This window comes from Streptococcus constellatus subsp. constellatus (assembly GCF_023167545.1).
GTDB classification, from domain to species: domain Bacteria; phylum Bacillota; class Bacilli; order Lactobacillales; family Streptococcaceae; genus Streptococcus; species Streptococcus constellatus.
The window spans coordinates 453,955-467,984 of sequence record NZ_AP014647.1; the positions used below are offsets into that span (position 1 = coordinate 453,955).

Sequence of the window (14,030 nt, forward strand, 5' to 3'; positions counted from 1 at the left end):
CTGGAAAAGACTTCTTTTTTATAATGCGTTTTATTAAAACTAAAAATGTATTTTTATGCTAAAATAGAACTAATAAGATAGAGGAGGTGCACTTATGGTAACACGTCGTAAATATTCTCCGCAGGAAATAAGAAAAGATTCTTCTTATTTTTCTCCCTTGAAGGCAATAATTGAAACAGCTTTTTATGAAAATCAGGTTGTTGCAATAAAAACAGTGGAAGAAGCCTATCAATTAGCTTCTACAGCTGCTGGAACAGTTGTCCTAGATATGCCTGTGATTCATACAAAGGAACTAGGCTTGCCTTCTTATGCACGCGTTTTATTAACAAATTCCGGAGCTGTAGTGGGTCGAACGGCTAAAGCTCGACGGATTTTTGGTAGAGACAGTGAGGAAGATGAAAGGCTGCTTTCAATTGTACGTAGTGCAATCTACCAGGCTCATCATCGGAGATTTTATAAGGCAGATGCAGTTGTGGGGCTTGATGAGGCTTTTATGGCTTGTGCTCATCTCATGGTTCCCGAGGATGAAATCAATAATTTGTATTCATGGCTTTTAAATTTCCAAATTTTAGATGAAGAATTTAAAAATCGGTTGAGAGCTTCTAAAAAGTATGATGAAAATGATATATTTGTCTTTTTTGATCCCAAATGGAAGCATCCAGATTATCCTGAAGGATTGGTATATTTTGATACTCAGCACAATTGTGTTACTATTCTGGGCTTAAATTACTTTGGTGAGTTAAAAAAAGCAACCTTAACCTTAGCTTGGGCAACAGCTGCCAGAAATGGTTATGTGGCGTGTCATGGCGGCTTGAAAATTTTTAAACAAGAAGCGGATAAACAAGATTATGTAGCTTCTTTCTTTGGTTTATCTGGTTCAGGGAAATCCACACTGACACATGCCAAACACAATGGAAAATATGATATTAAGGTTTTGCATGACGACGCCTTTATTATTTCTATAAAAGATGGCTCGTCCATTGCTTTGGAACCATCCTACTTTGATAAAACGAATGATTATCCAATTGGACATAAGGAACAAGATTTCTTTGTGACCGTTCAGAATTGTGGTGTAACACTAGATGACAATGGATTAAAAAAATTAGTGACAGAAGATATTCGAAACGGAAATGGTCGGACAGTCAAGTCTCGTTTTGCAACGCCAAATCGGGTCGATCGAATTGATGAGTCTATCCAAGCTATTTTCTGGATTATGAAAGACGATTCTCTCCCGCCTTTAGTTAAAATCAATGATCCGCTGATGGCTTCTACGATGGGGTGTACATTGATGACCAAGCGTTCTAACGCTGAAAATGTGATTGGTAAGCATGATGATTTGGTGATTGAACCTTATGCTAATCCATTTAGAGTGTATCCATTGGTAGAAGACTATCGGAAATTTCGCAGCCTTTTTGAATCTGGTGTCGACTGTTATATTATCAATACTGGATTTTATATGGGAAAAGGAATTTCAAAAGAGATTAGTCTGAGTATTATTGAAAAAATTGTTGATGAAGAGGCAATTTTCAAACCATTTGGCTCGTTGGAAGGTTTTGAATATATGGAATGTGAAGGCTATCCTATTCCAAGTTTTGATTCTCGCTATAAACAATTAATCAGAGAAAGAATGCAGGTACGGTTAAATTTCTTGCTTGCTTTCAACCAAAAATATCCAAAAACGGCGCTTCCTGTTGATGCAATCTCACGCCTGGAAACCGTTTTGCAAAATTTAGAATCTTAATAAATAATTTTCTTTGTAATTTCCTTCCAAATTTTTCTTTTTAATACTCCCTGTGCAAGAAGTCAAAAAGTATGCTATAATTAAGATTACTTATATATGAGGAGAGAACATTCATGGAAGACCCTAGCAGTCAGACCTTGTTACTGCAAGCTTTACTATTATTGGTTTTAACACTATTAAACGCCTTTTTTTCAGCAGCTGAGATGGCGATGGTATCCTTAAACCGTGCTCGTGTGGAACAAAAGGCTGACGAAGGCGATGCAAAATATATTCGCTTATTGAAAGTCTTGGAAAAACCTAATCACTTTTTATCCACCATTCAAGTTGGAATTACTTTGATTACAATTTTATCAGGAGCTAGTTTGGCTAATACACTCGGTCGGGAAATTGCTTCTTGGATGGGAAATTCTGAGACAGCAAGAGCGATTGCAAGCTTCTTATCTGTTGCTATTTTGACTTATGTTTCTATTGTTTTTGGGGAATTATATCCAAAGAGAATTGCTTTGAATCTCAAAGATGCTCTAGCAGTTCATACAGCACCAGTTATCATTTTCTTAGGGAAAATTGTTGGTCCCTTTGTTTGGCTTTTATCAGCCTCCACTAATCTGCTTAGTCGGATAACGCCGATGACCTTTGACGATGCTGATGAGAAAATGACTCGTGATGAGATTGAATATATGCTAACGAATAGTGAAGAAACCCTGGATGCTGACGAGATTGAAATGTTGCAAGGAATTTTTTCACTAGATGAGATGATGGCGCGTGAAGTGATGGTTCCTCGTACCGATGCTTTTATGGTGGATATCAATGATGATACCAAGGAAATTATTGAAAGCATTTTGAAGCAGAACTTTTCACGGATTCCGGTTTATGATGATGATAAAGACAATGTTATTGGACTGATTCACACCAAGCGTCTATTAAATGAGGCTTTTACCAATGGTTTTGATAACATTGTGCTGCGAAAAATTTTACAAGAACCACTCTTTGTACCAGAAACCATCTTTGTAGATGACTTGTTGACAGAGTTGCGAAACACCCAAAATCAAATGGCGATATTGCTAGATGAATATGGTGGTATGTCTGGCTTAGTAACACTTGAAGATTTATTGGAAGAGATTGTTGGCGAGATAGATGATGAAACAGATAAGGCTGAAGTAGAAGTGTATCAGGTTTTTGAGCATACTTACTTTGTCCTTGGAACCATGAGTTTGAATGATTTTAATGAGTATTTTGAAGTGGAACTGGAAAGTGATGATGTTGATACGATTGCTGGTTATTATCTGACGGGTGTTGGATCCATACCGGATGCTAAGGAACGTTTGAGTTATGAAGTAGAAAGTCAGAATAAAAAGCTCATTTTAACCAATGATAAAGTGAAAAATGGACGTGTGACAAAACTCAAAGTAGAAGTCTCTGAAATAGTAGAAGAAGAAAAAAGAGAGGTAAGATAGTGGAAATCATTTTATATGCCCTAGTTGTATTTATTGCCACTGCTCTAGGGGCTACTTCAGGTGCAGGTGGTGGTGCGATAATTAAACCCGTATTTGATTTTATTGGTATTGACAATGTTACCGTAATTGGAATGTACTCGACTATTGCTGTATTTGCAATGTGCCTTTCTTCAATTTACAAGCATAGTAAATCTGGTGTTGCATTTGAAAAAAAAGTTCTTTATGGTCTTTCAGTTGGTTCTCTACTGGGGGGGCTAGTTGGAGATTTTATTTTTAAGCTGGTTACACTTGAAATTTCAAATTCAAAAGTTACCTTATTACAGTCTTTCTTGTTATTCTTCGTACTACTTTCAGTGTTCCTTTTTACTAGGTTAAGTGATAGATTGCCCAAATATAGAATTAGAAATTCAGTTACTATTTTTTTTATTGGCACATTAGTCGGAGCCCTATCAGTGTTTTTAGGTATCGGAGGTGGACCACTCAATGTTATCGTATTAGTAGGTTTTATGTCTTACAATACAAAAGATTCTGCACCCTACTCTATTGCAATGATCTTTTTTGCGCAAATACCCAAAATAATTAAGATGATAATGATAGCTCAACCAGATAGTTTTAGATGGAAGTTGGTACCGCTTATTGTTATCGCTGCAATCTTTGGTGGAAGTATTGGAACAAGTATTAATCGAAAATTTTCCAACAAGCAAGTCAATTTTATTTATTCCTGTATGATGCTAGCATTACTAATTTTGTGTTGTTATAATATTGTTTTTAATTTATAATAGCTAGTCCTACAGAAATTTGAAATAAATATATTACTTGTCTACAATAATGCTATGTAGTTGGACGAAAATGAATAAATGAAAATCCACATGCTTGTACTGACCCCAAAAAGTTAGACAAATAATTTAAGTAAAGGATTTAGTTTTGTACTGCACAGGACTAAGTCCTTTTAGTTAGGCTCTTTGTCAACTGTAGTGGGTTACCCAAAAGTCATACCCTGGAGAGGACCGAATTGGTTCTCTCCTTTTTGATATTCAAAGCGATGAGAATTCTAGTTTTAAAGTTATCAAAGTTCCGGAAGCCGAAAGCGTTGCGCTTGATGACCTTGATGAGGTTGTTAGTAGCTTCTAGTTTTGGGCAGTTCCAGTGCGTTCAGGATCTTGTCCTCGTCTTTCATAAAGGTCTTAAAAACAGTTTGAAAGATAGGATTTATACAAGAAATTGTTTCTTCAATGAGTCCAAAGAAATGTTCAGCTTGTTTCTCTTGAAAATGAAAAAAGTAAAAGTTGGTAGAGCTCATAATGTTCTCGTAGTTCTTGAGAGTAAGAGAGCAGTTTTTCCAGAATCTCTTGATTTGTCAAATGCATACGAAAAGTTGGGCGATAAAAACGTTTATCGCTGAGTTTCCGGCTGTCTTGTTGGAGCAATTTCCAGTAGCGTTTGATCGCCCTGTACTCGTGCGATTTTCGGTTCAATTGATTCATGATTTGGATGCGAAGGCGGTTCATAGCTCGACTTAGATGTTGTACAATGTGAAAACGATCCAGCACGATTTTAGCGTTTGGAAATAGTTTTCTGGCACTATCGTAGTAGGGGCTAAACATGTCCATGGTAATGACTTTCACCCCATTTCGGACCTGTCTGGAATAGCGCAGGAAGTGATTGCGAATCGTCACTTGGGTTCGTCCGTCTAGGATAGCTATAATCTTTCTGGAATCGAAATCCTGTGCAATGAAGCTCATCTCTATCTGCCGATTGAAACAGTCACTTCCCTGACTGTTTCCACATCCCAGCTCATGTGTTCTGGAAGGTAGTTGAGTTCCGTCTTGAACTCAAACTCTTTCAGTTTGCGAATAACTGTGGACGTGGAGACAGCTAAGCTTTCAGCGATGGCAGTCATAGAGACTTTCTCAATTAGTTTTTGAGCGATTTTCTGCTTGACGATGGTTGCGATTTGGTGATTTTTCTTGACTAAGGAAGTCTCAGCTACAGCCATTTTTCCGCAAGCCTGATAGCAGAAACGGCGTTTTTTCAAACGAATCAGCGTTTTGTATCCCGCACACTCTAGATAGGGAATTTTTGATTCTTTCTGGAAGTCATATTTAGCCATTTGTCCTTGGCAGTGAGGGCATTTAGGCGCAGGATAATCAAGCTTAGCAATGATTTCTTTATGCGTTCCAGCATCTAGAACATCCAAAATAGTGATGTTAAGGTCTTTTATTCCGAGTAAGTTTGTGATAAAATTTAATTGTTTCATAAGATTCTTTCTAATGATGGTTTGGTCACTTTTCATTATAGGTCTTATGGGACTTTTTTTCTACAACAAAATAGGCTCCATCATTTCTACAGTGGTGGTACCCACTACAGAAATTATAGAGCCGAAATAATCTCAGATTCTTTTAGTTTTTTTAAGTTGTGAAAGTGGTATTTCTGAAAGGTAGTTATCATTTTTGTCGCTTAGCAAAGTCAATAAAACGGAATTTTTCCAGTTTATGGCGACTATCTGTGAATTGAAATTGCTGTCCATCTGTAAGATAGACTTTGGACTTAACAGAAACGACATGTTGATCATTTTCAATGTCCATCAAAATTTTATCGCGGTTTGTAGCTGGATCAATTGTGATTTCTTTTTGGGCATAAGCAATGTGCAGCCCTAGTTTTCCTTCTAGATAAGCATAAATCGATTGTTCTGCTATTTCTCGAGTCATGGAAGGGACAAGGCTCTTATCAAGGTAATCAATATCTAAGACGGAAACGACGTCATCTACAACTCTCTGGCGGACAATTCGCCATACCAGACGATATTCAGGAAAGCCTGTGAGATTGGATAACTTTTTATCAACCGTGATTTTTTCTAACTGAATGACATTTGTTTTAGAATTTATCCCATGCTGTTGCACGAGTTCTTGGTAACTAGTCAGATTGGAGACAGGAAAGTCAATCTGTTCTTGTTTAGTAACTTTAGAGCCCTGCCCTTTCAGTTTTTGGATAAGACCAGCTTTTTGAAGTAAATCAAGTGACTTGCGAATGGTATCACGGCTGACTTTGTAGGTTTGGACGAGTTCATGCTCGCTAGGGAGATAATCATTAACTTGATATTTTTCATTTAGAATATCTTGTTCTATGAGTTTAAAAATTTGTTCATATTTCTTCATAATCCCCTCACTTGTTTGTTTTTTATCATACAACTATACTAATTTTATCAAAAATATGAGGAATATGCTACACACAACTTGCATACATCTTTACTATCGTTTACAATAAAAACATCAATTGTACAATGATGAAAAAAGAAGGAGAGTGTTAGGTTGATCCTAGCCAAGCAGAAAATGGGAAAATTTGAGAAAGATGCCAAGATTTTATTAGATGCCATTGGTGGCAAAGAGAATATCTCCGCAGTTAGCCATTGTGCGACTCGGATGCGTTTTGTGCTAGCTGATGAGAAGAAAGCAGATGTAAAAGCGATCGAAGCCATTCCGGCGGTTAAAGGAACTTTTACTAATGCAGGGCAGTTTCAGGTTATTATTGGAAATGATGTTCCAATTTTTTACAATGACTTCACAGCTGTATCAGGGATTGAAGGTGTTTCAAAAGAAGCAGCAAAAGCCGCTGCTAAGAGCAATCAAAATCTAGTGCAGCGTGTGATGACAATGTTGGCGGAAATTTTCACCCCAATCATTCCAGCGATTATCGTTGGGGGGCTGATTCTAGGATTCCGTAATATTTTGGAAGGTGTGCAAATTCAAGCTCTGGGGCAAAAGATCGTTGATGGTGTAGCACAGTATGCTAAAGATGGTACACCAGTTTATAATACGATTGTGGATGTTTCACAGTTTTGGAGCGGTGTTAACTCTTTCTTGTGGCTTCCTGGTGAAGCGATTTTCCACTTTTTACCAGTTGGAATTGTTTGGTCGGTCTCTCGTAAGATGGGAACTAGTCAGATTCTTGGGATTGTCTTGGGAATCTGTTTGGTATCTCCGCAATTGCTCAATGCTTACTCAGTAGCTGGTACGCCAGCTTCAGAAATTGCCAAAAAATGGGTTTGGGATTTTGGCTTCTTTACCGTCAGAAAGATTGGTTACCAAGCACAAGTTATTCCTGCCTTACTTGCAGGCCTGTCTCTTTCCTATCTTGAAATTTTCTGGCGGAAACGGATTCCAGAAGTTGTATCCATGATTTTTGTGCCTTTCTTATCATTAATTCCGGCATTGATTTTAGCTCATACAGTTCTTGGACCTATCGGTTGGACACTTGGGCAATGGTTGTCAACAGCAGTGCTTGCAGGGTTGACTGGTCCCGTTAAATGGCTCTTTGGTGCGATATTTGGTGCTCTCTATGCTCCGTTTGTTATCACTGGTTTGCATCATATGACCAATGCTATTGATACACAGCTCGTTGCCGATACAGGTGGTACAGCTCTATGGCCAATGATTGCTTTGTCAAATATCGCTCAAGGATCAGCTGTATTTGCTTATTATCTGATGAATCGTCATAGTGAACGTGAAGCACAGATTTCCCTACCTGCAACAATTTCTGCCTATCTTGGAGTCACAGAACCGGCACTCTTTGGAGTTAATGTGAAATATGTTTATCCATTTGTGGCAGGGATGATTGGTTCTTCTATTGCAGGCCTCTTGTCTGTAACATTTAATGTTACAGCAAATGCTATCGGAATCGGTGGGATTCCGGGTATCTTGTCTATTCAAGCGAAGTACATGCTACCGTTCTTATTTGTCATGCTGGTGGCTATTGCAGTACCAATGATTTTGACGTTCTTCTTCCGTAAGACAGGTGTGTTTACAAAAGCAGAAGATGAAAGTGTCAAATCACCGCAAATTGAAGCCATTGACGAAGCAAAAGAAGCAGCTCCAAAAGTGGATTTTGCAGAAATTGCTAGCCCACTTGCTGGAGAAGTGAAAGAATTAAGCCAAGCAACTGATCCTGTTTTTGCACAAGGTGTCATGGGACAAGGTGTAGTAATTGAACCGAGCGAAGGTGAACTTGTTGCACCAGTGAATGGTGTTGTGTCAGTTCTTTTCCCAACCAAACATGCTGTAGGAATCGTTTCTGATGAAGGTGTCGAGTTATTGATGCATGTCGGTATGGATACGGTGAATTTAGAAGGAAAAGGCTTCGAAGCTCATGTGGCTCAAGGAGATAAAGTTAGTGTGGGAGATAAGTTGATTTCTTTTGACATGTCAGCAATTAAAGAAGCAGGTTATGTGACAGAAACGCCGGTGATTATCACCAACCAAGATCAATTTCAGGCAGATGAACGTGGTCAACTTCCACGGATGATTGAACTTGGTGATAAGCTCATGACGGCTACACGAATTGGCTAACATTCGTCGCAGGTAGACTGAGCTAGGTGAATGAATAACTGAACAAAGTATAGTCTGCAATAAAATATTCTTCTCTGATAAGTATGAAGTTTGAAGAAATTCGTGATACAATATAAAACTATACAGGGGTGGGAGCGTAAGCCCCATCTCTTTCTTTTGTAAAATAGAAAAGGAAAACAAATGACATTCGATAAAAGAAAAGTAGTCTATCAGATCTATCCAAAATCTTATAAAGACACTACAGGAAATGGTATTGGAGATTTACAAGGGATCATTGAAAAAATTCCTTACCTTGCTAAGTTGGGGGTGGATATGGTTTGGCTCAATCCTTTCTATCCTAGTCCACAGCATGACAATGGATACGATATTTCTGATTATACTGCGGTAAATCCACTCTTTGGGAGTATGGACGACTTTGAAGAAATGATTCAAGTTGGAAAAGAATATGGCATCGAGTTTATGTTGGACATGGTGCTCAACCATTGTTCGACAGAGCATGAGTGGTTTCAAAAAGCCTTGGCTGGAGATAACTATTATCAGGATTTCTTTTTCCTACGTGATGAGCCGACAGACTGGTTGTCTAAGTTTGGCGGCAGCGCTTGGGCTCCTTTTGGAGACACGGGTAAGTATTACCTGCATCTTTACGATGTGACGCAGGCTGATCTCAATTGGCACAATCCTCGTGTCCGTGAAGAACTTTTTAAAGTTGTTCATTTCTGGTTAGATAAGGGTGTGAAGGGGTTCCGTTTTGATGTTATTAATGTCATCGGGAAGGATGAAATATTAGAGAATTGTCCGGAGAATGACGGGAAGCCAGCCTATACTGATAGACCTATCGTACACGAGTATCTTCACATGTTGAATGAGGAGACTTTTGGAACGGATGAGGCTATTATGACTGTTGGTGAAATGAGCGCTACGAACATTGAAAATTGTATTCTTTATACAGCTCCAGAACGCCACGAATTATCTATGGCTTTCAATTTTCACCATTTAAAAGTAGATTATGAAAATGGACAAAAATGGACGTTGAAGAATTTTGATTTTGAAGAATTAAAGCGCCTTTTCCATACATGGGGCAAAGAAATGAGCGACCATAACGGTTGGAGTGCTCTGTTTTGGAATAATCATGACCAACCCCGTGCACTGAATCGTTTTGTAGATGTTAAGAATTTTCGCAATGAAGGAGCGACCATGCTTGCGGCAAGCATTCATCTGTCTCGCGGAACGCCCTATATCTATATGGGAGAAGAAATCGGTATGATTGACCCCGACTATGACAGCATGGAAGATTATGCAGATGTCGAATCTTTCAACGCTTATCAAATGCTATTAAATGCTGGCAAAACACCAGAAGAAGCGTTTAAGATTATTCAGGTTAAGTCTCGTGACAATTCCCGAACTCCTATGCAGTGGGATGATTCAGAAAATGCTGGCTTTACAAGTGGAACACCTTGGTTAAAAGCAGCTAAATCCTACTCTGAAATCAATGTTAATAATGAAATTCAAGGTCCAATTTTTACTTTTTACCAAAAATTGATTGCTCTTCGTAAAAAATTGCCTCTTATAGCGGAGGGCAGCTACAAACCAGCTTATGAAGATAGCCAGCAAGTATATGCCTTCGAGCGTCAATTGGGTGATGAAAAACTGTTAGTGCTCAATAACTTCTACTCAGATCCGATTACAGTAGACGTGTTACCGGAGTACCAGAATGGTGAAGTTCTCCTTTCTAATTGTGAGGTAGCTCAAATAGCAGCAGTTGTGACCTTGAGACCTTATGAAAGTTTGGCAATTATTGTGAATAAGCGCTAGATACAGTAAGAAATTCCAAAATCGACTGAATCATTCAGCCGATTTTTAAAGCCCGAGAGAAAGCGCTTGCAATATTCTTCCGTTTTATTTATAATAGTTACGGTAGAAATACATCTCAAGGAAAGCTGATTTCCAATTTATGATGTAAAGGAGAATATATGAAAAAAACATCAAAACAATTACCTGTTTTGTTTGCGACAGCTATTTTGCTCGCTAGCACTGTTTTAAGTCCTCTTGCTCAGGCGAATGAGACAAGTTCTTCATCTTCGAGCTCAGAATCATCTGTAACGACTTCGAAATCTAGCTCAGTTGCTTCAACGACACAATCACAGCCATCAGAAGCAATTTCTGACAGTTCAACGAGCAATACGAATGAGCCAAGTAGTACAAGCGAAGAGACGCCTAAGACAGAAGCTGCAAGCGGTGAAGCCCATGTTACAACTTCTGAATTTACAACAGTGGTAAATATCGGTCAAATACAAGGGGAAGCCCATGAATCACCTTATAATGGGAAGAAAGTCAAGGTTTCAAATGTTGTTGTAACAAAGACAGATCGGTATGGCTTTTATGTACAAGATCTCAAAGCTGATGGCAATGCTAAGACCTCAGATGCTATTTATGTCGTCTCAAAAGAAAAGGTTGCAGTTGGCGATCAGTTGACGATTGAAGGTCAAATCAAAGAAGGTTATATGGAAGAACTCAGTGTTCGTCCTGGACAAACTTTCCGTAAACCAACTGACAGCTTAACTGTAACACAATTGTTTGCTTCTAAGGTAACGAAAAACGGTACAGCCGCACTACCAGAACCAGTTAATATTTCAGATCGTATGCCAAAAGATATCGTGGATAATACTCCGACTACTTATGATCCAGAACATGATGCATTGGATTATTGGGAAAGTCTGGAGGGTATGTTGACAACAGTGAAAAAACCTCGTGTGCTTGGCCCACAATATCGAGGAGATATTTATCTCTTGCCGAATGGTTATCAAGCGCTGCCGCTCAATAATATCGGTGGTGTCAACCTTCGCCCTAATGTCCAAAATACAGCAACTATCCCCGTTTATGTTGGGAATAAATATATTGCAAAAGCTAAAGATTACTTTAATGAAGATGTTTCTGGTGTTGTAACTTATCGCAGCAAGGTTTATAAGTTGGAGCCAACGAAGTTGCCAGATCTGCAAGATGGCGGTCTACAAAGAGAGGTTTCTAAGATTTATCCAAGTGAAGATAAATTGACTATTGCTTCTTACAATATTGAAAACTTCTCGGCGAACAATGCAGCGGGTGAAACACCTGACGCAAAAGTAGACAAAATTGCTAAATCTTTTATCAACGAAATTCACAGTCCAGATATTATTACCCTTATAGAAGTTCAAGACAATAATGGAAGCGTTAATGATGGTACTGTCAGCGGTGTGCAAAGCGGTGAAAAACTGGCTGCTAAAATTAAACAATTAGGTGGCAAAGAATACAAATATACCGAAGTCGCCCCTGTTGATGGAGCAGATGGTGGAAAGCCGGGCTCCAATATTCGTGTGGCTTACTTGTATAATCCTCAACGAGTGAAGCTAGTTGAGCGTGAAGCAGGAAGTAGCACAGAAGCAGCTGCCTTCAAAGATGGGCATTTGGTGAAAAATCCTGCAAGGATCGATCCAACCAATCCAACCTTTACGAAAGTTCGAAAATCTTTAGCAGCAGAGTTTGAATTTAAGGGCGAGCATATTGTCGTGATTGCCAATCATTTAAAATCCAAACTCGGTGATGATGCAGTATATGGTTCTAAACAACCAGCAGTGCAAAATACATTAGCACAGCGGATTGAGCAAGGGAAGTTGTTGAATGCTTTTGTTAAAGAAGGTTTAAAGCAAAATCCTAATTTGAAGTTTGTCTTAACTGGTGACTTTAATGACTTTGAATTTTCAGAAACTGCCAAAGCAGTGGCTGGTAATGAATTAGTCAATATGATGCTGAATCACGACGCAGCAGACCGCTATTCTTATTTTTACCGTGGTAGCAATCAAAGTTTAGACAATATCTTCGTTTCAAAAAATATTGCTGATAAAACAGTATTCTCACCAGTTCATATCAATGCTTCCTTTATGGAGGAGCACGGTCGGGCGTCAGACCATGATCCCGTCATTGCACAGCTTGACTTCAGTAAGAAGGATGAGCCACAACCAACTCCTCCTTCCGGTGGTGATAGTACAACGCCACCAAATAAAGATGATAAACCAACTAAAAAGAGAATTTTACCATCTACAGGAACAACAGGCGCTGAAGTCGCTGTTGTAGGGATTGTCATCTTAAGCGCAACCATCCTTTGGCGAAAGAAAGTGACGGATTTAAAGACATAGATAAACGAGAGAGTTTTAATTTTGGTGTTAGAGCATAGGCGAAGATTTGTACAAATGTTCAGCAAGAAAAAGAATTTTCTAAAATGGTTTAGATTTAGCATTAAAAAATGCTGTATTTAAGCCATTTTCTTTTTGATATTAGACTAGTTTTACATATATCTTTCTATTTCTGTTGTACAACCCTGTAACATAGACTCTAGATTAGCTAACTTTAAAAGCTGTAGTCCGGTTTCTACTAAGATTGAATCTTTTTGACAAATCCCTAAACGAATAGTAGCAAAACCCAATTGATCAACTCTCAGAGTTTCTTGAGCAATCTGATAAGTGATTTTAGTAATTTTTAAACATTCTTTTATCATTCCTTTATTTAAGAAAATGGTGCTCATATTAGTTAGAAAAGCAAATTCCCATGATTTTATTTCTTTAAAATTCTTGTATTTTTTTAAAGATAATAAAATTTTATCCATACTTTCCGTTATCTGTTCTATAGGAAAAAGAATCATAGCAGCGTTTAATTTACGTAAATCAGATAGATACCATGTGTCACATTTATCAAGTTCTTTCCAAAGTTCTTGTGCAAGAAAATATGAATGTTCATTATCTCTATTTTTACAAATTGAGAGACATAAGTGAGAAATTTTTGCAATATTTTCAATAGGAAGGTCGTTGTGAGTTTTTAAATAATGGTTACTTTCTTCTAAAATGTTTTCATAATGTTTAGCTGTTTTATACACAGTATGAGAATTTTCAAAATGTTGAATAATTTTTGAGCGTTCTGAGGGGAGATAAGTGTGACAAATGTAATTAAACTCTTCAAAGCTCATATCTAACTGCTTTAAGATATATTCAAAATTTTCTACATTAGGAATTTCTTTATTATTCTCAATCTTAGAGAGTGTTGCACGTGATAAGTTATCTCTGCAAATGTCTAATTGTGTCAAACCCTTTGATTGTCGAATTTCTTTTAAGATTGTACCAAAATCCCATCTCATAATTTTATCTCCTTATATAAAATATGTTCCTAAAGTTGACAGTTTATGTAATTTTTCTGTTCTCATGATATCATATAGAAAAAGGGAAAATAAATCTTAAAAAACTTTTTGGGAGGAATTTTTATGAAACGCTTAGCTGCTTCACTGGTATTTTTCACTGTACTTATTTTTTCATTTTTATCGTCAGATGGATGGATACACTGGTGGAAATTATAATAAAGTAAATTTTTTTACCACTATGGAAAGGAGAAAAACAAACGGAAACTATATTTAAGTGGTGAAGAAATATGTTACATATTGGTATAGTTTTTTTCATAGTATTGATAGAAAGT

General features: G+C 37.7%; 8 protein-coding genes and 1 pseudogene. 6 read left to right on the forward strand and 3 right to left on the reverse strand.

The features are described from left to right. Positions 1 to 94: 94 nt before the first annotated feature. The 3 genes from SCSC_RS02305 (at position 95) to SCSC_RS02315 (ending at position 3,974) form a co-directional block, all read left to right on the forward strand. Positions 95 to 1,741, forward strand: a complete 1,647-nt coding sequence (locus tag SCSC_RS02305) for a phosphoenolpyruvate carboxykinase (ATP) (RefSeq protein ID WP_006269851.1) — start codon at positions 95 to 97, stop codon at positions 1,739 to 1,741. A gap of 113 nt (positions 1,742 to 1,854) precedes the next feature. After that, positions 1,855 to 3,195: a hemolysin family protein gene (locus SCSC_RS02310; protein ID WP_006269852.1), complete on the forward strand. Its 1,341-nt coding sequence runs from the start codon at positions 1,855 to 1,857 to the stop codon at positions 3,193 to 3,195. Then, positions 3,195 to 3,974, forward strand: a complete 780-nt coding sequence (locus tag SCSC_RS02315; protein WP_006269875.1) for a sulfite exporter TauE/SafE family protein — start codon at positions 3,195 to 3,197, stop codon at positions 3,972 to 3,974. The genes SCSC_RS02310 and SCSC_RS02315 overlap by 1 nt, the downstream gene beginning before the upstream one ends. Positions 3,975 to 4,185: 211 nt before the next feature. Here the strand turns inward: SCSC_RS02315 and SCSC_RS02320 are convergent. Beyond that, positions 4,186 to 5,452: pseudogene (locus tag SCSC_RS02320) on the reverse strand (ISL3 family transposase). A 187-nt stretch (positions 5,453 to 5,639) separates the two neighbouring features. Beyond that, entirely contained in the window at positions 5,640 to 6,350 is a 711-nt protein-coding gene (gene treR / locus SCSC_RS02325; RefSeq protein WP_115342909.1) for a trehalose operon repressor, read from the reverse strand. A gap of 174 nt (positions 6,351 to 6,524) precedes the next feature. Between treR and treP the strand changes: the two genes are divergently transcribed. The 3 genes from treP (at position 6,525) to SCSC_RS02340 (ending at position 12,706) form a co-directional block, all read left to right on the forward strand. Further along, positions 6,525 to 8,537 carry a PTS system trehalose-specific EIIBC component gene (gene treP / locus SCSC_RS02330; protein WP_037565804.1) on the forward strand — a complete coding sequence of 671 codons (2,013 nt, stop codon included), beginning with the start codon at positions 6,525 to 6,527 and terminating at the stop codon, positions 8,535 to 8,537. A gap of 180 nt (positions 8,538 to 8,717) precedes the next feature. Next, positions 8,718 to 10,349 (forward strand): alpha,alpha-phosphotrehalase, encoded by a 1,632-nt coding sequence (gene treC / locus SCSC_RS02335; protein ID WP_006269850.1) that lies wholly within the window; start codon positions 8,718 to 8,720, stop codon positions 10,347 to 10,349. A 158-nt stretch (positions 10,350 to 10,507) separates the two neighbouring features. After that, a complete protein-coding gene (locus tag SCSC_RS02340; RefSeq protein ID WP_006269883.1) occupies positions 10,508 to 12,706 on the forward strand; it encodes a DUF8508 domain-containing protein in 2,199 nt (732 codons plus the stop codon). Positions 12,707 to 12,855: 149 nt separating this feature from the next. On the opposite strand, the gene SCSC_RS02345 is transcribed toward SCSC_RS02340, so the two are convergent. Then, positions 12,856 to 13,698: a helix-turn-helix domain-containing protein gene (locus SCSC_RS02345; protein WP_006269872.1), complete on the reverse strand. Its 843-nt coding sequence runs from the start codon at positions 13,696 to 13,698 to the stop codon at positions 12,856 to 12,858. Positions 13,699 to 14,030: the final 332 nt, after the last annotated feature.